We start from the raw sequence: 17,843 nt of genomic DNA on the forward strand, positions 1-17,843 counted from the left end.
CTCCGTCGCATTGCCGGCGCTGCACGCGCGTGCCGGGCGTTGCATCGTCACGGGCCGCGCGCGGGCCCGTCTTCCGTTCGGTGCTTCGGCGTTTCAGTGCTTCAACGATGGGGCGCCGCGTCCAGCATCCACTCGTGCGCGGGATCGTTCTTGAACGCCCACGCACGGCTTGGGCCCGCCATCACGTTCAGGTAGTACAGGTTGTAGCCGTGAGGCGCCACCACCGGGTGATAGCCGCGCGGCACCATCACGACGTCGTGATTCTCGACCGCGCAGGCTTCGTCGAGGCTGCGGTCGTCCGTGTACACGCGCTGGAACGCGAAACCCTGCGGCGGATCGATCCGGTGATAGTAGGTTTCCTCGAGCGAGGTTTCGTCGGGCGCGGCGTCGCGGTCGTGCTTGTGCGGCGGATAGCTGCTCGAATGGCTGGCCGGCGTGACGACTTCGACGACGAGCAGCCGGTCGGCGGCCGGGTTGTCGCCCATCAGGATGTCGCATACGTAGCGCGTGTTGGTGCCTTGCCCGCGCACCGAGCGGCGCATCCGCTCGCCGTCGAGGCGCAGCACGCGCTTGTCGCCGCTCGCGTACGGCGCGGTGCACAGCGCGACTTCCGCATCGCGCGTCGCGACCAGCGTCACCGTCTTGCCGCCCGGCACGTACAGCGCGTCCGGCGACACGTCCTCGAACACGCTGTCGCGCCTGCCGAGCGCGTCGTGGGTTTCGCCGTCGACTTCGGCGCGCACCGTGCCCGTCAGCACGACGACGCACAGTTCGCGCGTGCCGGTGTCGAGCGTTTCGGTGTCGCCGGCCTTCAGGCGCAGCGCGCGAAAGCCGACGTGTTTCCAGCCGGCCGATTCGGGCGTGACGTTGCAGATTTCGCGGTCGGCGGATGCCTTGACCAGGAGGGGAGAAATCGTCATGAGATGGGTCTCCGCAATAGGGTGGGGCGCGACCGCCCAGGCGCTTGCGCGCGTGCTCAAGCGCTCAACCGGTCGACGATCGCGCGCAGCGAGTCGTAGCCCTTCTTCGCATACGCATAGCTCGGCGCGACGGCCGGATCCTGCTCGGCCTCGACGACGAGCCAGCCTTCGTAGCCGGCGTCCTTCAGCGTGCGCAGCGTCGCGTCGTAATCGAGCGCGCCGTCGCCCGGCACCGTGAAGGTGCCGTTGATCACGCCGTTCAGGAAGCTCCAGCCGTCGTTGCGCGCCTGGGTGACGACTTGCGGCCGCACGTCCTTGCAATGCACGTGGGCCACGCGCGTTACGTGCTTCTTCAGCAGCGCCACCGGGTCGGCCGCGCCGCCGAAATACGCATGGCCGGTGTCGAACAGCAGGAACACCTTCGCCGGATCGGTCAGCGCCATCAGCCGGTCGACGTCGGCCGGCGATTCGACGTACGCGCCCATGTGGTGATGGTAGGCGAGCTTGATGCCGTACGTGTCGAGCAGGTGCGCGCCGAATGCGTCGAGGCGCGCCGCATAGCGCCGCCACGCTTCGTCGTCGACGAAACGCGGCCGCTTCGCGACCGGCGTGTCGATGCTGCCCTGGATCGTGCCCGCGCATTCGCCGTACACGACGACCTTCACGTCGTTGAATTGCAGCTTCGTCATGTGCGCGCGGCAGCGCTCGATCTCCGCCGCCACCGCATCGGCGTCCGTCATGCCCGGCGCGACTTCCGCGAGGAAGCCCGAATACCAGCCCGACACGCACACGAGCCCGAATTCGGCGAGCTTCGCCTTCAGTTCGGGGCCCGTCTTCGGAAACTTGTTGCCGAGCTCGAAGCCCGCATAGCCGATCTCGGCGCCTTCCTTCAGCGCCGTTTCGAGCGGCGTCTCGCCGCCGAGCGACGGCAGGTCGTCGTTCATCCACGACAGGGGATTGATACCGATGCGGACGTTCCAGCTCATGACGTGCTTCCTTGGTTCGAATGTTGTTTTACCGGTGCGGCAGAGGCGCGGGGCAGGCGCGCTCAACGTCGCTGGCGCGTCTTCGCGTCGAGATACGCGCGGTGCGCCGCTTCGACGCCGGCGCGTCCGGATACCTGCGGCACCGCGACTTCCCACCACGCGCCGCCGTCGTCGGTCGTGCGATGGTGCGTGGTGTCGATCACGAGCACCTGGCTCTTCGTCGCCGCACGCGCGCGCTTCATTTCATCGCGCAATTCACCGACGTCGCGCACGTGCACGGCTTCGGCGCCCATCGCGCGCGCATGCATCGCGAAGTCGATCGTCGAGCGCTCGCCGCCTTCGGGCACGCAGTCGTCGAGCATGTTGTTGAAGCTCGCGCCGCCGCAATGGCGTTGCAGCCGCTCGATGCAGCCGTAGCCGCGGTTGTCGAGGATCACGACGATCAGCTTGCGGCCGAGCATCACCGACGTCGCGAGTTCCGCGTTGAGCATCATGTACGAGCCGTCGCCGACGATCACGATCACTTCGCGCTCGGGGCGCGCGAGCTTCGCGCCGAGGCCGCCCGCGACTTCGTAGCCCATGCACGAATACGCATAGTCCATGTGGTAGTTGCCCGGCACGCCGCTGCGCCACAGTTTGTGCAGTTCGGCCGGCAGCGTGCCGGCCGCGCACACGACGAGATCGTCGCGCGCGCTGTCGCGCCCCGCGTCGGCCGCGGAGTCGCGCACCGCGCCGATCACTTCCGCGTCGTACGGCAGCGTGTCCTTCGGAATCCGCGTGGTCAGCTCGGTCACGCGCGCGTTCCATGCGGCGGCCTGGTCGCGGTTCGCGGCGGTCCACGCCGCGTCGGCGCGCCAGCCGGCCAGCGCGGCCGATAGCTGCCCAAGGCCCGTGCGCGCATCGGCCACGAGTTGCCGGCCGCGCTTCTTGCCCGCGTCGAACGGCTGCACGTTCAGGCTCAGCAGCGCCGCGTCGCCGTAGAGCGCGTGCGAGCCGGTCGTGAAATCCTGCAGCCGCGTGCCGACCGCGAACACGACGTCGGCCTGCGCGGCCGCGCGGTTCGCGGCGGGCGAGCCCGTCACGCCGATCGAGCCGAGGTTCAGCGGATGATCCCACGCGAGGCTGCCCTTGCCGGCCTGCGATTCGGCGACGGGCACGCCGTGCGTGTCGACGAACGCGCGCAGCGCGTCCCACGCCTGGCTGTACAGCACGCCGCCGCCGGCGACGATCAGCGGCTTCTTCGCGGCTTTCAGCACGTCGAGCGCGTCGGCGAGTTCGAGCGCGTCGGCCGGCGGCCGGCGCATCCGGATCACCGGCGGCGCGAAGAAATCCTCGGGCCAGTCGTACGCGAAGGTCTGCACGTCCTGCGGCAGCGCGAGACACACGGGCCCGCACTGCGCGGGATCGGTCATCACCTGGATCGCGCGCGGCAGCGCGACGAGCAGTTGCTCCGGCGACGTGATGCGATCGAAGTAGCGCGTGACGGGCCGGAAGCAGTCGTTCGCGCTGACGTCGCCCTGTTCGAAATCCTCGATCTGCTGCAGCACCGGGTCGGGCAGCCGCGACACGAACACGTCGCCGGGCAGCAACAGCAGCGGCAAGCGGCCGACGTGCGCGAGCGCGGCGGAGGTCAGCATGTTGGTCGCGCCGGGGCCGATGCTCGACGTCGCGGCCATCATTCGCTGGCGGAAATGCGCTTTCGCGAACGCGACGGCCGCGTTGGCCATCCCTTGCTCGTTGTGCGCGCGAAACGTCGGCAGCCGGTCCTTCTCCGCATGCAGCGCTTCGCCGAGCCCGGCCACGTTGCCGTGGCCGAAGATCGCGAACACGCCGCCGCAATACGGCAGGATCTCGGTGCGCCCGTCGGGCTGGACGACTTCGGCGCGCAGGGCGGCCAGGTAGCGCACGAGCGCCTGGCTGACGGTCAGTCTTACGGTGGTGGTCATCGTCGGTCGATAGAGAGGAGTCGGGTGGTCGTCACGAACACGGGGCATCAGGCCGCGGCGGCCCGCGCGGTGGCCCGGCGGCCGAGCCACGCGTCGACCAGTTGCGCGAAGTTGCCGGCCACTTCGTCGATCAGCGCCTGATCGTCGATCCGGCCCGCGAACCAGTTCAGCGACGCATCGGCCCACAGCGTGCGCCCGACCATGAAGCCCTTGACGATCGGGTTGGTCGCCGAGCGGAAGCTGTCGACCAGGTATTGCAGCGGCTGGTTCAGGCCGAGGATCACCGCGCCGCGGCAGTACGGGTCGCGCTCGGCGATCAGCGCGGCGAGCCGCGCCCAGCCGTCGGCGGTGAGCGGCGTGAGCTTCCACCATTCGGGCTTCACGCCGAGGTTGTAGAAGCGCGCGACCGTGCGCAGCACCGCGTCGTCCTCGGTGCCGGCCGGCGTGACCGCGCGCGGCGGGATCATTTCCAGCAGCAGCTCGTTGCCGCTCGCGCGCGTGGCTTCCCACAGTTCCAGCACGCGCTGTTCCTGCTCGACGCGCAGGTCGACGGGGTCGTCGGGGTGATAGTGAACGAGGCACTTCACGACCTGTTCGGTCGGCCAGTGCGTGAGCGACGAGCCGACCGAGCGCGTGTCGTCGAAACGCAGCGGCCGCGAGCCGGGGAGCTCGACCGGGCGGCCGACCCACCAGCCGCGCCCCGTGGCCGACGCGAGCGCGTCGCTGCCGTATGCGCCGCCGTCGATCAGCACGCCGACGTGGCCGGCGATCCCGCGATCGCGCTCGACCTGTTCGACCGCGCGCACGAGCAGGCGCTTCAACGTCTTGATCCGTGCTTCGTCCGCGCCGGCCTGCACTGCCAGCTCGTAGAACTGGCTGCGATGGTCGAACGCCATCACGCACAGGTCGTCCCAGTCGCGGCGCGGCACCGTCACGCGATGCAGGTGCGCGAGCGTGCGATCGGCATCGACCGCCGGGTTGCGGCCGCCGTCGAACCAGTGCGCGAGTTCGGCCGGCGTCGGCATCGCGGCCGAGCACGCGTGGCGCGACACGACGATCGCGCCGCACGCGTTCGCGATGCGCGTCGATTCGGCCCAGTCGCGCCCGCGCAGCAGCCCCGACAGCAGGCCCGACAGGAACGCGTCGCCCGCGCCGAGCACGTTGAGCACCTCGACCCGCTCGCCGAGAAAGGTCGGCGCATCGTCGATGCGCGCCGGGATGTCGCCTTCGATCACGCAGCAGCCGAGCGCGCCGCGCTTGACCACCAGCGTCGCGTTCGTGATCGCGCGCACCGCCTGCAACGATGCGATCAGGTCGTGCGGCACGCCGCCCGCGATCAGGAATTCCTCCTCGGTGCCGACCAGCAGGTCGAATTCGCCGAGCACCTGCTGCAACTGCCGCGTCACCTGCGCGTCCGGCACATAGCGGTTTTCGCCGGCGCCGCGCGCGGTCAGCCCCCACAGCACCGGCCGGTAGTCGATATCGAGGATGCGCACGGCGCCGTGGCGGCGCGCATACGTCAACGCGGTCAGCGACGCCTCGCGCGTGCCCGGCGTCGACAGATGCGTGCCGGTGATCGCCAGCGCGCGGCAGCCGGCGATGAAGTCCTCGCTGATCTCGTCGGCGCGCACGGCCATGTCCGCGCAGTTCTCGCGCACGAACAGCAGCGGGAACGTGTCGCGATCCTTCAGCCCGAGCAGCACCAGCGCGGTCAGGCGCTCGCGGTCGGTCTGCAACTGGCTCGTGTCGCAGCCTTCGCGCTCGAGCGTCTCGCGCAGGAAGCGGCCCATCTGCTCGTCGCCGACGCGCGAGATCATCGCGGTCTTCAGGCCCAGCCGCGCGACGCCGAACGCGACGTTGCCCGACGAACCGCCGAGATACATCTGGAAGCTGCGCGCATCCTCGAGGCGGCTGCCGTACTGCTGCGCATAGAGATCCACGGCCACGCGGCCGAGGCAGGCGAGATCGATGGGGCGGTCACTCGGAAAGTTCAGGCTCATATCACGTGTCACGCTCGCGGCCGGCGTTCGGCGCTGCCGGCGGATTGGGGGGCCGATTGGGCGGCGGCTGTCCGCGGCACGTGCCGCACGACGCGAGGCTGCCTGCCGCCGGGAATCGGGCTACGGAACGGAGTCTAGACTTTTTGGAAATCTAGTTCCCTAGGTGAAATCACGTAGAAATAAATTTCCAAATTTTCGAGGAAGTGATCTACAGTTTCATCCGGATGCTTCAGTCCCGATCGGACCAGATCGGACTCGGCCCGGCGGCGCGCAACGCGCCGTCTTCCGCCCCCGGAGATGAGGAGACAGATTGATCATGAAGACCAAGCTGATGGCCGTCGCGGCCGCCGCGATCCTGGCCGCGCCGCTCGCGCATGCCGAGAAGATCGGCGTGACGATGGCATCGTTCGACGACACGTTCCTGACCATCCTGCGCAACAGCATTGCCGATTCGGCGAAGAAGGACGGCGTGACCGTGCAGATCGAGGACGGCGGCAATGACGTCGGCAAGCAGTTGAGCCAGGTCCAGAACATGATCGCGCAGAAGGTCGACGCGATCATCGTGAACGCGGTCGATACCGACGCGACGCCGAAGATCACGAAGATGGTGACCGCCGCGAAGATCCCGCTCGTCTACGTGAACCGCAAGCCGGTCGATTTCGACAAGCTGCCGGCCGGCGTCGCGGTCGTCGCCTCCGACGAGAAGCAGTCGGGCACGCTGCAGGCGCGCCAGGTGTGCAAGCTGCTCGGCGGCAAGGGCGACATCCTCGTGCTGATGGGCGAGCTGTCCAACGAGTCGGCGCGCGCCCGCACCAAGGACATCGAGGACGTGATCGCGACGAAGGATTGCGCGGGCATGAAGATCGTCGACAAGCGCGAAGGCAAGTGGAGCCGCACGCAGGGCCAGGACATCACGATGAACTGGCTGAGCTCCGGGACGAAGTTCGACGCGATCGTGTCGAACAACGACGAAATGGCGATCGGCGCGATCAACGCGCTGAAGGCCGCGCGCAAGCTGACGCCGAAGACGGTCGTCGCCGGCATCGACGCGACGCCGGACGGCCTCGCGGCGATGAAGGCCGGCGAGCTGAAGGTGTCGGTCTACCAGAACGCGACCGGGCAGGGCGCGCAAGCGGTGGCCGCGGCGCTCAAGCTCGCGAAGAAGCAGCCGGTCGATCGCTACGTGAACGTGCCGTTCGAGCTCGTCACGCCGGAGAACATGAACCAGTACGCGAAGCACTGACCGGTTTTCCCGCTGAACTGCGCGGGCCCGGCGCGGCCGGGTTCGCGCGCGACTTTCGAGGAACGTCCATGTTTACAGCCAGGATCGCGCGCTCGATGGCCAGCGAAAGCGCGCCGGCCGCTTCGTCCGCCGCGCCCGGCGCGGCCATGGCCGACTGCGTGCTCGAGGTGCGCGGCGTCGGCAAGTCCTTTCCCGGCGTCGTCGCGCTCGACGGCGTGCAGTTCCGCGTGCGCCGTGGCACCGTTCATGCGCTGATGGGCGAGAACGGCGCCGGCAAGTCCACGCTGATGAAGATCATCGCGGGCGTCTACACGCCCGACCAGGGCGAAATCCTGATCAACGGCGAGCCCGTCGTGCTGAACGGCCCGCTCGATGCGCTCGACCGCGGCATCGCGATGATCCATCAGGAGCTCAACCTGATGCCGTACATGACGGTCGCGGAGAACATCTGGATTCGCCGCGAACCGAAGAACCGCTTCGGCCTGATCGATCACGCCGAGCTGCGCCGCCGCACGGCCGAGCTGTTCGAGCGGCTGTCGATCGACATCGATCCGGAAACCGACGTGCGCACGCTGACGGTCGCGAGCCGCCAGATGGTCGAGATCGCGAAGGCCGTGTCGTTCGACTCGGACGTGCTGATCATGGACGAGCCGACCTCCGCACTGACCGACAGGGAAGTCACGCACCTGTTCCGGATCATTCGCCAGTTGCGCGAGCAGGGCAAGGGCATCGTCTACATCACGCACAAGATGAACGAGCTGTTCGAGATCGCCGACGAATTCTCGGTGTTCCGCGACGGCAAGTACATCGGCACGCACGCATCGAGCGACGTCACGCGCGACGACATCATCCGCATGATGGTCGGGCGCGAGATCACGCAGATGTTCCCGAAGGAAGCGGTGCCGATCGGCGACGTCGTGCTGTCGGTGAAGGATCTCTGCGTCGACGGCGTGTTCCGCGACGTGAGCTTCGAGCTGCGCGCGGGCGAGATTCTCGGTGTCGCGGGCCTCGTCGGCTCCGGGCGCTCGAACGTCGCGGAGGCGCTGTTCGGCGTCGTGCCGGCCACGTCGGGCGAGATCCGCATCGACGGCAAGCCGGTGCGCATTTCGACGCCCGCGCAGGCGATGCGGCACGGAATGGCGTTCCTCACCGAGGACCGCAAGGACTCCGGCTGCTTCCTGAATCTCGACCTGCTCGCGAACATGGAAGCGGCGGTGCTCAGCCGTCGCTACGTGAAATTCAACTTCGTGCAGCACGCGCAGTTGAAGCGCGACTGCGAGGAAATGAGCCGGATGCTGCGCGTGAAGTCGCCCGGGCTGCACGAGACCATCCAGAACCTGTCGGGCGGCAACCAGCAGAAGGTGCTGATCGGCCGGTGGCTGCTCACGCAGCCGCGCATCCTGATCCTGGACGAACCGACCCGCGGCATCGACGTCGGCGCGAAGGCCGAGATCCACCGGCTCGTCAGCGCGCTCGCCGGCAAGGGCGTCGCGGTGCTGATGATCTCGTCGGAAATGCCGGAAGTGCTGGGCATGAGCGATCGCGTGATGGTCATGCACGAAGGGCGCATGACCGGCATCGTCGATCGCAAGGACGCCGACCAGGTCCGCATCATGGATCTCGCGTCGCGCTGAGCCGAAACAAGATTGGAGACAACTGAAATGGGCAACCTGAACCCGGTCGCGGATGCGCGGACCATGACACTCAAGTCGCGGCATGCGAAGTGGCCGCCCGAACTGAGCATCTTTCTCGTGCTGGTCGGCATCAGCCTGTTCTTCGAGATCGTCGGCTGGGTCGTCGTCGGCCAGAGCTTCCTGTTCAATGCGGAGCGGCTCGAGATCATCGTGCTGCAGATGGCCGTGATCGGCATCATCGCGGTCGGCGTGAACCTCGTGATCATCACCAGCGGGATCGACCTGTCGTCGGGGTCGGTCGTCGCGGCCGCCGCCGTCGTGTCGGCGAGCCTCGCGCAGGTGTCCGACTTCCCGCGCGCGGTGTTTCCGCACCTCACCGACCTGCCGGTCATCTGGCCGGTGCTGGCCGGCGTGTGCGTCGGGCTGCTGGTCGGCCTGCTGAACGGCACGCTGATCGCGATGACGGGCATCCCGCCGTTCATCGCGACGCTCGGCACGATGGTCGCCGCGCGCGGCTTCGCGAAGTGGTTCACCAACGGGATGCCGGTGTCGATGCTGACCGACCCGTTCGCGGCGATCGGCGCGGGCGCCAATCCGGTGATCATCTTCGTCGTGATCGCCGCGATCTTCCACGTCGTGCTGCGCTACACGCGCTTCGGCAAGTACACCTATGCGATCGGCGCGAACCGCCACGCGGCCGTCGTGTCGGGTATCAACGTCACGCGGCACCTGATCTTCGTCTATGCGATCGCGGGCCTGTTGAGCGGGATCGCCGGCACCGTGACGGCCGCGCGCGCGATCTCCGGCCAGTCGGGCATGGGCGTGATGTACGAGCTCGATGCGATCGCGGCCGTCGTGATCGGCGGCACGTCGCTGTCGGGCGGCCTCGGCCGCGTGACGGGCACCGTGATCGGCGTGCTGATCCTCGGCGTGATGACGTCGGGCTTCACGTTCATCCGCATCGACGCGTATTACCAGGAGATGGTGAAAGGCGCGATCATCGTCGCGGCCGTGATCGCCGACCAGTACCGCAACAAGAAGTCGCGCCGCTGAGCGATTCCGAAACTACCGAAACCACGAAACTGTCCGGGAAGAAGATGAAGATCGCGCTGGATCCCTACATGATTCGCCATCTGCCGCTCGACCGGCTGCCGCACGCGGTCGCCGAGCTCGGCTACGACCAGATCGAGCTGTCGCCGCGCAGCGACTTTCTCGACTGGTGGGTGATGCCCCGCGCGACGCGCGAGCGCATGGCCGCGTTCCGCCAGGCGATGCGCGCGAGCGGCGTCGGCCTCGCGTCGCTGCAGCCGATGTACCGCTGGGCGAGCCCGTTCGACGACGAGCGGCAATGGGCCGTGCGCTGCTGGAAGAAGGCGATCGAGGTGGCGGTCGAGATGGAGTGCCCGCTGATGGTGTCGGAGTTCGGGCGCGGCGCGTCGCCCGAGCGCTCGGTCGGCGAGCGGCCGGGCGCGAACCCTCAGCCGCTGTGCGAGGCCGCGTGGTTCCGGTCGATGGACGAGCTGCTGCCGATCCTCGAGCGCGAGCGCATCGTGCTGTCGGTCGAGCCGCATCCGGAGGACTGGATCGAGCAGTTGCAGCCGGCGATCGACATCGTCACGAACATCGGCTCGCCGTCGCTGAAGCTGTCGTATATCGCGCCGCACACGTTCTACTACGGCGACGACATGGCCGCGATGATCGCGGCCGCCGCGCCGATCCTCGCGCACGTGCGCGTGGCCGACACGTTCGACCACCGCAAGAGCAGCCAGCTGCGCTACATCGTGAACCCGCCCGGCTCGAACCAGATCCGCGTGCACCAGCATCTCGACATCGGGCAGGGCGAGATCGACTGGGACGAGTTTTTCCGCGCGCTCGGCGCCGCCGGCTTCGACGGCGTGATGTCGTCCTGCGTGTTCGCGTGGGAGGACCGCGCGGAAGCCTCGTCGCGCTACATGCGCGACACGATCCAGCGCTACGTCGATCGCCATTTCGACCGCACCGCGCGCTGACCGACGGATGACCGATTACCGACCGGCGCGGCATGGGCCGCGCCGCTGATGAACGAACCACCGGAGACAACTGCATGACCTTGCAAATCGGCGTGATCGGCTGCGGCGCGATCGGCCAGGACCACATTCGCAGACTGACCCGCACGCTGTCCGGCGCGCGCGTCGTGGCCGTCAATGACATCGATCCGCGGCAGGCGCGCGACGCGGTGACGAAATACGGGCTCGATGCCGAGATCTACGGCGACGGCCACGAAGTGGTCGCGGCCGCCGACGTGCAGGCCGTGCTCGTCACGTCCTGGGGGCCGACGCACGAAGCGTTCGTGCTCGACGCGATCGCGCACGGCAAGCCGGTGTTCTGCGAGAAGCCGCTGGCCGTCACGGCCGACGGTTGCATGCGGATCGTCGAAGCCGAGCTCGCGCACGGCAAGCGGCTCGTGCAGGTCGGCTTCATGCGGCCGTACGACGAAGGCTATCGCGCGTTGAAGCGCGTGATCGACAGCGGCGAAATCGGCGCGCCGCTGATGCTGCATTGCGCGCACCGCAACCAGTCGGTCGGCGAGCGCTACACGACCGACATGGCGATCACCGACACGCTGATCCACGAACTCGACGTGCTGCGCTGGCTGCTTGGCGAGGATTACACGAGCGCGCAGGTCGTCTATCCGAAGAAGACGCGCCATGCATCCGCGCATCTCGCCGATCCGCAGATCGTGCTGCTCGAAACCGCGAGCGGCGTGCGCATCGACGTCGAGATCTTCGTGAACTGCCAGTACGGCTACGACATCCAGTGCGAGGTGGTCGGCGAGCAGGGCATCGCGAAGCTGCCCGATCCGCCGGCCGTCGGGCTCAAGCATGCGGCGCGGCAGTCGGTCGAGATCATGACCGACTGGAAGGAGCGCTTCATCGCGTCGTACGACGTCGAGCTGCAGGCGTTCATCGACGGCGTGCGGCAGGGCGTGCTGACCGGGCCGTCCGCGTGGGACGGCTACGCGGCGGCGGTCGCGGCCGACGCGTGCGTGCGGGCGCAGAAAACCGGCGCGGTCGAGCCGATCGCGATGGCCGAGCGTCCCGCGTTCTATCGCGGCTGACCAGCGCCCGCCCGCCGCTGACCTGCCGGACCGACCGACATGACGACGAAGATAGGTTGCGCCCCGTGCTGCTGGGGCGTCGACGACGTGAACAACCCGCATCTGCCGCCGTGGCGGCACGTGCTCGCCGAGGCCGCGCAGGCCGGTTATTCGGGCATCGAGCTCGGGCCCTATGGCTATATCCCGCTCGAACTCGACGTGGTGAGCGCCGAGCTCGAGCGCCAGCGCCTGAGCATCACGGCCGGGACGATTTTCGACGATCTCGTATCGCCGGAGAACCTGCCGAACCTGCTGCGCCAGACGCGCGACATCTGCGCGCTGATCACGCAGTTGCCGAAGCTGCCGACGCAGGACGGCCAGCGCTACGCGGCGCCGTACCTGGTCGTGATGGACTGGGGCCACGAGGAGCGCGACTACGCGGCCGGCCACGGCGATCGCGCGCCGCGGCTGTCCGACACGCGCTGGGCGCGGATGGTCGACCATATCCGGCAGATCGCGACGATCGCGCGCGACGAGTTCGGCGTGCGCGCGGTGATTCATCCGCATGCGGGCGGCTACATCGAATTCGCGGACGAGATCGACCGGATCGTTGCCGACATTCCGGCCGAGACGGCGGGCCTCTGTCTCGATACCGGCCACCTGTATTACTCGGGCATGGAGCCGGAAGCGTGGTTGCGCCGCCATGCGGCGCGTCTCGACTACGTGCATTTCAAAGACATCGACGCAGCCGTATACGACGCGGTGATGGGCGAGCACATCGCGTTTTTCGCCGCCTGCGCGCGCGGCGTGATGTGCCCGATCGGCGCCGGCGTGCTCGACTACCGCGCGATCCGCGAGGCGCTCGACGACATCGGCTACGCGGGCTATATCACGATCGAGCAGGAACGCGACCCGCGCAGCGCCGGCACGAGCCTGCGCGACGTCGCGGCGAGCCGCACGTTTCTCGCGTCGGCCGGTTTCGCATGACCCATGAACACGCACCAGGAACACCACCATCATGATTGACGGACAGATTCTGCTTGGACATTCGATTCGCTGGGGCATGGTCGGCGGCGGACTCGGCAGCCAGATCGGCTACAGCCACCGGTCGGCCGCGCTGCGCGACGGCAGCTTCCAGCTGGTTGCCGGCGCATTCGATATCGATCCCGAACGCGGCCGCCAGTTCGGCGTGAAGCTCGGCGTCGCGGCCGAGCGCTGCTATCCCGATTACGCGACGATGTTCGACGCCGAGGCGCGTCGCCCCGACGGCATCCGCGCGGTGTCGATCGCGACGCCGAACAACACGCACTTCGAGATCTGCCGCGCCGCGCTGAACGCGGGGCTGCACGTGGTCTGCGAGAAGCCGCTGTGCTTCACGACCGAGGAGGCCGAGGCGCTGCAGCGGCTGTCGGTCGAGAAGAACCGGATCGTCGGCGTCGCGTACGGTTATTCGGGACACCAGATGATCGAGCAGGCGCGCGAGATGATCGCGCGCGGCGACCTCGGCGAGATCCGCATCGTGCAGATGCAGTTCGCGCACGGCTTCCACAGCGAGGGCGTCGAGGCCGCGAGCGCGGCCGCGCGCTGGCGCGTGGATCCGAAGTTCGCGGGCCCGAGCTACGTGCTCGGCGACATCGGCACGCACCCGCTGTACATCTCGGAAGTGATGGCGCCCGAGCTGAAGATCCGGCGGCTGATGTGTTCGCGGCAGAGCTTCGTGAAGAGCCGCGCGCCGCTCGAGGACAACGCGTTCACGATCATGGAATACGACACCGGCGCGATCGGCTACGTGTGGTCGAGCGCGGTGAACGCCGGCTCGATGCACGGGCAGAAGGTGCGCGTGATCGGCTCGAAGGCGAGCGTCGAATGGTGGGACGAGCACCCGAACCAGTTGCGCTACGAAATCCAGGGGCAGCCTGCCCAGGTGCTCGATCGCGGAATGCCGTACCTGCATCCGCACGCATTGCGCGAAGATCGCATCGGCGCCGGGCATCCGGAAGGGCTGTTCGACGCATGGTCGAACCTGTACGCGCGCTTCGCGCTCGCGATGGACGCGGCCGATCGCGGCGACACGGCGGCATTGAAGACCATTCGCTTTCCGGACGTGCACGCGGGCGTCGAGGGCGTGCGCTGGGTCGAGAACTGCGTGCGTTCGGCCGATGCGGGCGGCGTGTGGATCGACTATCGTTGAAGCGGGCAAGGCCGGCTGCGCCGCGCTTCGCCGCGGCAGCCGGCCTCGGTACACACCCTGATCTTTACGCCGCCGCGCGCGCGTTGGACAATCGGTTCCAGTCTTGCCGTGGAGCGTACGTCAACAGACCCTGGTGATGATCGAGCGCGTGGGAGCGAGCACGCGGCACGGGCCGTGCCGCAAACGTGATTAAATTCGCCCTTCATGCATGTATCCAGTCGAGCCCCGGGCCGCGCCCGCCAGCCACGCGCGCGCATCGGGACCGTCAACTTCGCGCTATCCGATGAGTTCATCCGAGAAACCTCCCGCCACCGTCGAGGCGTTCCTGCAGCACCTGACGCAGGAGTACGACGGCCTCAGCAATCGCCTGAAGGTGATCGCGCGCCACGTGGAAACGCATCGGGACCAGCTTGGGCTGGAAGGCATCCAGTCGCTCGCGGAGGCCTGCGGCGTCCAGCCGTCGGCCGTCGTGCGCTTCGCGAAGCACTTCGGCTTTTCCGGCTTCTCCGAAATGCAGCGGCTGTTCCGCGAAGGGCTCGCGCAGCAGATCGCGCCGGGGCGCGCATACAACCTGCGGCTGCGCGACGTGATCGAAGCCGGTTCGTCGAGCCTGCAGCCCGAACAGATCGCCGACGAATTCATCAAGGGCAGCATCGCCGGGATGCAGCAGTTGCGGCAGACGCTCGACTCGCAGGCGCTCGCGCGGGCCGTCGACCTGCTCGCCGATACGCAGGCGATCTGGATCGCCGGGTCGCGGCGCGCGTTTCCGATCGCCGTGTATCTCGACTATGCGCTGCAGCACACCGACAAGCGCATCGGGCTGTTCAGCGCGCTCGGCAGCATGCATCTCGGGCAGATCCGGTCGGTGCGCGAGGGCGACGTGATGATCGCGATCTCGTTCATGCCGTACGCGGACGAGACCGTGCAGGTCGCGCAGCAGGCCGCGCAGCGCGGCGCCCGGCTGATCGCGATCACCGACAGCCGGATGAGCCCGCTCGCGCGGGAGGCCGAGGTGACGCTGATGGTGCAGGACAGCGCGACGTTTGGCTTTCGCGCGCTGACCGCGACGATGGGCCTCGCGCAGAGCCTGTTCGTCGCGCTCGCGTACCGGCTCGAGCTATCTTATATGCCGAGCGCCGACGGCGCGCACGGCACGAAAGCCGGTTGATCCCGACTGGCTGCGCACCGCCCGCCGAACGGCTCGACGGGCGGCGCACCGGCCGGCTTACTTCGCGGTCGGCATCGCGAATTCGGCGCCCTTGCCGATGCTCGACGACCAGCGCTGCATCACCGACTTCTGGCGCGTGTAGAAGCGCACGCCTTCCTCGCCGTACGCGTGCATGTCGCCGAACAGGCTCTTCTTCCAGCCGCCGAAGCCGTGCCACGCCATCGGCACCGGGATCGGCACGTTGATGCCGACCATGCCGACCTGGATGCGCCGCGCGAATTCGCGCGCGATCCCGCCGTCGCTTGTGAAGCACGACACGCCGTTGCCGAACTCGTGCGCGTTGATCAGGTCGACCGCTTCGCCGAAATCCTTCACGCGCACGCAGCCGAGCACCGGCCCGAATATTTCTTCCTGATAGATGCGCATGTCGGGCGTCACGTGATCGAACAGCGTGCCGCCGGTGAAGAAGCCGGCCTCGCGGCCCGGCACGCGCAGCCCGCGCCCGTCCACCACCAGTTGTGCGCCTTCGTTCACGCCCTGCTCGATATAGCCTTCGATGCGCTTGAGCGCTTCGCCGGTGACGATCGGGCCCATCTCGACTTCCGGCGACATCCCGTCGCCGATCACCAGCTTGCGTGCGCGTTCGGCGACCGCCGGCACGATCCTGTCGGCCACGTCGCCGACCAGCACCGCGATGCTGATCGCCATGCAGCGCTCGCCGGCCGAGCCGTACGCGGCGCCGATCAGCGCGTCGACGGCCTGCTCGATGTTCGCGTCGGGCATCACGACGAGGTGGTTCTTCGCGCCGCCGAGCGCCTGCACGCGCTTGCCCGACTGCACCGCGCGCTGCTGCACGTACGCCGCGATCGGCGTCGAGCCGACGAAGCTGACGGCCTGCACGTCCGGGTGGTCGAGCAGCGCATCGACCGCGTCCTTGCCGCCCTGCACGACGTTGAACACGCCGGCCGGCAGGCCCGCCTGCGTGAGCAGGTCGGCGATGAACAGCGCGGCCGACGGGTCGCGCTCGCTCGGCTTCAGTACGAACGTGTTGCCCGTCGCGATCGCGACCGGGAACATCCAGCACGGCACCATGCACGGGAAGTTGAACGGCGTGATGCCCGCGACGACGCCCAGCGGCTGGCGCATCGTCCAGTTGTCGATGCCGGTGCTGACCTGGTCGGTGAAGTCGCCCTTCAGCAGTTGCGGCACGCCGCATGCGAATTCGACGATGTCGATGCCGCGCGCGACTTCGCCTTGCGCGTCCGAGAACACCTTGCCGTGCTCGGCGGTGATGATCGCCGCGAGCGTGTCGCGGTGCTCGTTCATCAGTTGCAGGAAACGGTGCAGCACGCGTGCGCGGCGGATCGGCGGCGTGTCGGCCCAGGCCGGGAACGCGGCGTGGGCGGCGGCGACGGCCTGCCGCACTTCGCTGTCGTCGGCCAGCGCCACGCGACGCACCGCGCGACCGAGCGCCGGATTGAGGACGTCCTGGAAGCGGCCGCTGCGGCCGGCGACGGGCGCGCCGTCGATGTAGTGGCCGACGTCGGCGTCGGACGTATACGCGGGAACCGTGGTCATGCGTGTCTCCTGGGGATGAAGGCGAACAGCGCCCAGTCTAGGGAAACCGGCAGGGCGGGAGAAGTCCGCCAAACTTGATTCACTGTTCAGAATTCTGAATAATCGGCGGATGAATCAGCAAAATGTCCAGGCGCTCTGGCCGCATATCCATTCGCTGACGGTGCTGGCCGCGGCGGGCAGTTTCACGGCTGCCGCGCAGCGGCTCGGCATCAGCAAGGCCGCGATGAGCCAGCGCATCGCCGATCTCGAAAAGGCGGCCGGCGTGCCGCTCGTGCGCCGCACCACGCGCAGCGTGCGGCTCACCGATGCGGGCCAGACGCTCGTCGACAGCACGCGCGACGCGTTCGAGTCGATCGGCCAGCATTTCGCGCGCGTGAAAGATCTCGCCGGCGAGCCGCGCGGGCTGCTGCGCGTGACGGTGCCGGTCGCGCTCGGGCGCCAGCAGGTCGTGCCGCACCTGCCCGATTTCCTGCGCCGGCATCCGGGCGTGCAGATCGAGCTCGACCTGTCGGATCGCCTGCACTCGCTGACGCAGGAGGGCTTCGATCTCGCGATCCGCCATACGACCACCGCGCCGCAGACCCACGTCGCATGGAAGCTGTGCGACACGCGTTCGCTGCTGGTCGCGAGCCGCGACTATCTCGACGCGCGCGGCGCGCCGCGCCACCCAGGCGAGCTCGTCGATCACAGCTGCCTGTGCTACCTGCGCGAGAACGAGCCGGCCGCGTGGAGCTTCGAGCCGGACGGCCGCCGGCGCGAGCGCGTGAGCGTGCCGGTGCGCGGCAGTTTCGCGGCGAACAACAGCGAGGCGATGCGCGAGGCCGCGCTCGGCGGGCTCGGCATCGCGCTGCTGCCCGATTTCAGCGCGCGGCGCGATCTCGACGCCGGCCGCCTCGTCGCGCTGCTCGACGGCTGGCGGCCGTCGGGCGCGTTCGGCGACCATATTTTCGCGATCCGCCCGTACAGCCCCGTCGTGCCGAGCGCGGTGCGCGCGCTCGTGCGGCACCTGCGCGAACGGCTCGCGGGCGGTTTCTCCGGCGCATGAGCCGGATGCCGGCGGGCGCCGGGCCGTGGGCGCCCGGGCAGGCGCGGCGGCGCTGC

General features: G+C 68.4%; 14 protein-coding genes. 9 read left to right on the top strand and 5 right to left on the bottom strand.

The window, feature by feature from the left end:
• Nucleotides 1-101: 101 nt before the first annotated feature.
• The 4 genes from iolB to iolC all read right to left on the bottom strand — a co-directional run bounded on the left by iolB (nucleotide 102) and on the right by iolC (nucleotide 5,852).
• Nucleotides 102-920 (bottom strand): 5-deoxy-glucuronate isomerase, encoded by an 819-nt coding sequence (iolB, locus tag QZM15_RS15490; protein WP_059575895.1) that lies wholly within the window; start codon nucleotides 918-920, stop codon nucleotides 102-104.
• A 56-nt stretch (nucleotides 921-976) separates the two neighbouring features.
• Nucleotides 977-1,906, bottom strand: a complete 930-nt coding sequence (gene iolE / locus QZM15_RS15495; RefSeq protein WP_302106696.1) for a myo-inosose-2 dehydratase — start codon at nucleotides 1,904-1,906, stop codon at nucleotides 977-979.
• A 62-nt stretch (nucleotides 1,907-1,968) separates the two neighbouring features.
• Nucleotides 1,969-3,852 (bottom strand): 3D-(3,5/4)-trihydroxycyclohexane-1,2-dione acylhydrolase (decyclizing), encoded by a 1,884-nt coding sequence (gene iolD, locus QZM15_RS15500; RefSeq protein ID WP_059575892.1) that lies wholly within the window; start codon nucleotides 3,850-3,852, stop codon nucleotides 1,969-1,971.
• Nucleotides 3,853-3,899: 47 nt separating this feature from the next.
• On the bottom strand, nucleotides 3,900-5,852 hold the full coding sequence (gene iolC, locus QZM15_RS15505; RefSeq protein WP_302106697.1) for a 5-dehydro-2-deoxygluconokinase: 1,953 nt from the start codon (nucleotides 5,850-5,852) through the stop codon (nucleotides 3,900-3,902).
• Between the two features lie 316 nt (nucleotides 5,853-6,168).
• Between iolC and QZM15_RS15510 the strand changes: the two genes are divergently transcribed.
• The 8 genes from QZM15_RS15510 to QZM15_RS15545 all read left to right on the top strand — a co-directional run bounded on the left by QZM15_RS15510 (nucleotide 6,169) and on the right by QZM15_RS15545 (nucleotide 15,164).
• Complete coding sequence (locus tag QZM15_RS15510; protein WP_059575888.1) at nucleotides 6,169-7,095, top strand: sugar ABC transporter substrate-binding protein; 927 nt, start codon at nucleotides 6,169-6,171, stop codon at nucleotides 7,093-7,095.
• A gap of 68 nt (nucleotides 7,096-7,163) precedes the next feature.
• Complete coding sequence (locus QZM15_RS15515; RefSeq protein WP_060316283.1) at nucleotides 7,164-8,729, top strand: sugar ABC transporter ATP-binding protein; 1,566 nt, start codon at nucleotides 7,164-7,166, stop codon at nucleotides 8,727-8,729.
• Nucleotides 8,730-8,756: 27 nt separating this feature from the next.
• Nucleotides 8,757-9,782 carry an ABC transporter permease gene (locus tag QZM15_RS15520; protein ID WP_060965933.1) on the top strand — a complete coding sequence of 342 codons (1,026 nt, stop codon included), beginning with the start codon at nucleotides 8,757-8,759 and terminating at the stop codon, nucleotides 9,780-9,782.
• Nucleotides 9,783-9,826: 44 nt separating this feature from the next.
• Nucleotides 9,827-10,738 carry a sugar phosphate isomerase/epimerase family protein gene (locus tag QZM15_RS15525; RefSeq protein ID WP_059575970.1) on the top strand — a complete coding sequence of 304 codons (912 nt, stop codon included), beginning with the start codon at nucleotides 9,827-9,829 and terminating at the stop codon, nucleotides 10,736-10,738.
• A gap of 74 nt (nucleotides 10,739-10,812) precedes the next feature.
• Complete coding sequence (locus QZM15_RS15530) at nucleotides 10,813-11,826, top strand: Gfo/Idh/MocA family protein (RefSeq protein ID WP_059575882.1); 1,014 nt, start codon at nucleotides 10,813-10,815, stop codon at nucleotides 11,824-11,826.
• A 39-nt stretch (nucleotides 11,827-11,865) separates the two neighbouring features.
• Nucleotides 11,866-12,792, top strand: coding sequence for a TIM barrel protein (locus QZM15_RS15535; protein WP_302106698.1), 927 nt, complete (start codon nucleotides 11,866-11,868; stop codon nucleotides 12,790-12,792).
• Nucleotides 12,793-12,823: 31 nt separating this feature from the next.
• Complete coding sequence (locus tag QZM15_RS15540; protein ID WP_226225774.1) at nucleotides 12,824-13,996, top strand: Gfo/Idh/MocA family protein; 1,173 nt, start codon at nucleotides 12,824-12,826, stop codon at nucleotides 13,994-13,996.
• Nucleotides 13,997-14,279: 283 nt separating this feature from the next.
• Nucleotides 14,280-15,164 carry a MurR/RpiR family transcriptional regulator gene (locus QZM15_RS15545; RefSeq protein WP_059640667.1) on the top strand — a complete coding sequence of 295 codons (885 nt, stop codon included), beginning with the start codon at nucleotides 14,280-14,282 and terminating at the stop codon, nucleotides 15,162-15,164.
• A 57-nt stretch (nucleotides 15,165-15,221) separates the two neighbouring features.
• On the opposite strand, the gene QZM15_RS15550 is transcribed toward QZM15_RS15545, so the two are convergent.
• Nucleotides 15,222-16,742 carry a CoA-acylating methylmalonate-semialdehyde dehydrogenase gene (locus QZM15_RS15550; protein ID WP_059640669.1) on the bottom strand — a complete coding sequence of 507 codons (1,521 nt, stop codon included), beginning with the start codon at nucleotides 16,740-16,742 and terminating at the stop codon, nucleotides 15,222-15,224.
• A 109-nt stretch (nucleotides 16,743-16,851) separates the two neighbouring features.
• On the opposite strand from QZM15_RS15550, the gene QZM15_RS15555 reads away from it, so the two are divergent.
• On the top strand, nucleotides 16,852-17,787 hold the full coding sequence (locus tag QZM15_RS15555) for a LysR family transcriptional regulator (protein ID WP_060965936.1): 936 nt from the start codon (nucleotides 16,852-16,854) through the stop codon (nucleotides 17,785-17,787).
• Nucleotides 17,788-17,843 lie beyond the last annotated feature (56 nt).

The sequence above is a fragment of the Burkholderia sp. AU44665 genome (assembly GCF_030504405.1).
Classification (GTDB): Bacteria; Pseudomonadota; Gammaproteobacteria; order Burkholderiales; family Burkholderiaceae; genus Burkholderia; species Burkholderia semiarida.

What these genes read in the sequence shown, in the direction of transcription:
- QZM15_RS15535 (WP_302106698.1), top strand. Translation starts at nt 11,866, where the DNA reads ATGACGACGAAGATAGGTTGCGCCCCGTGCTGCTGGGGCGTCGACGAC.
- QZM15_RS15510 (WP_059575888.1), top strand. Translation starts at nt 6,169, where the DNA reads ATGAAGACCAAGCTGATGGCCGTCGCGGCCGCCGCGATCCTGGCCGCG.
- QZM15_RS15550 (WP_059640669.1), bottom strand. Translation starts at nt 16,742, where the DNA reads ATGACCACGGTTCCCGCGTATACGTCCGACGCCGACGTCGGCCACTAC.
- iolB (WP_059575895.1), bottom strand. Translation starts at nt 920, where the DNA reads ATGACGATTTCTCCCCTCCTGGTCAAGGCATCCGCCGACCGCGAAATC.
- QZM15_RS15515 (WP_060316283.1), top strand. Translation starts at nt 7,164, where the DNA reads ATGTTTACAGCCAGGATCGCGCGCTCGATGGCCAGCGAAAGCGCGCCG.
- iolD (WP_059575892.1), bottom strand. Translation starts at nt 3,852, where the DNA reads ATGACCACCACCGTAAGACTGACCGTCAGCCAGGCGCTCGTGCGCTAC.
- QZM15_RS15540 (WP_226225774.1), top strand. Translation starts at nt 12,824, where the DNA reads ATGATTGACGGACAGATTCTGCTTGGACATTCGATTCGCTGGGGCATG.
- QZM15_RS15525 (WP_059575970.1), top strand. Translation starts at nt 9,827, where the DNA reads ATGAAGATCGCGCTGGATCCCTACATGATTCGCCATCTGCCGCTCGAC.
- iolE (WP_302106696.1), bottom strand. Translation starts at nt 1,906, where the DNA reads ATGAGCTGGAACGTCCGCATCGGTATCAATCCCCTGTCGTGGATGAAC.
- QZM15_RS15555 (WP_060965936.1), top strand. Translation starts at nt 16,852, where the DNA reads ATGAATCAGCAAAATGTCCAGGCGCTCTGGCCGCATATCCATTCGCTG.
- QZM15_RS15545 (WP_059640667.1), top strand. Translation starts at nt 14,280, where the DNA reads ATGAGTTCATCCGAGAAACCTCCCGCCACCGTCGAGGCGTTCCTGCAG.
- QZM15_RS15530 (WP_059575882.1), top strand. Translation starts at nt 10,813, where the DNA reads ATGACCTTGCAAATCGGCGTGATCGGCTGCGGCGCGATCGGCCAGGAC.
- iolC (WP_302106697.1), bottom strand. Translation starts at nt 5,852, where the DNA reads ATGAGCCTGAACTTTCCGAGTGACCGCCCCATCGATCTCGCCTGCCTC.
- QZM15_RS15520 (WP_060965933.1), top strand. Translation starts at nt 8,757, where the DNA reads ATGGGCAACCTGAACCCGGTCGCGGATGCGCGGACCATGACACTCAAG.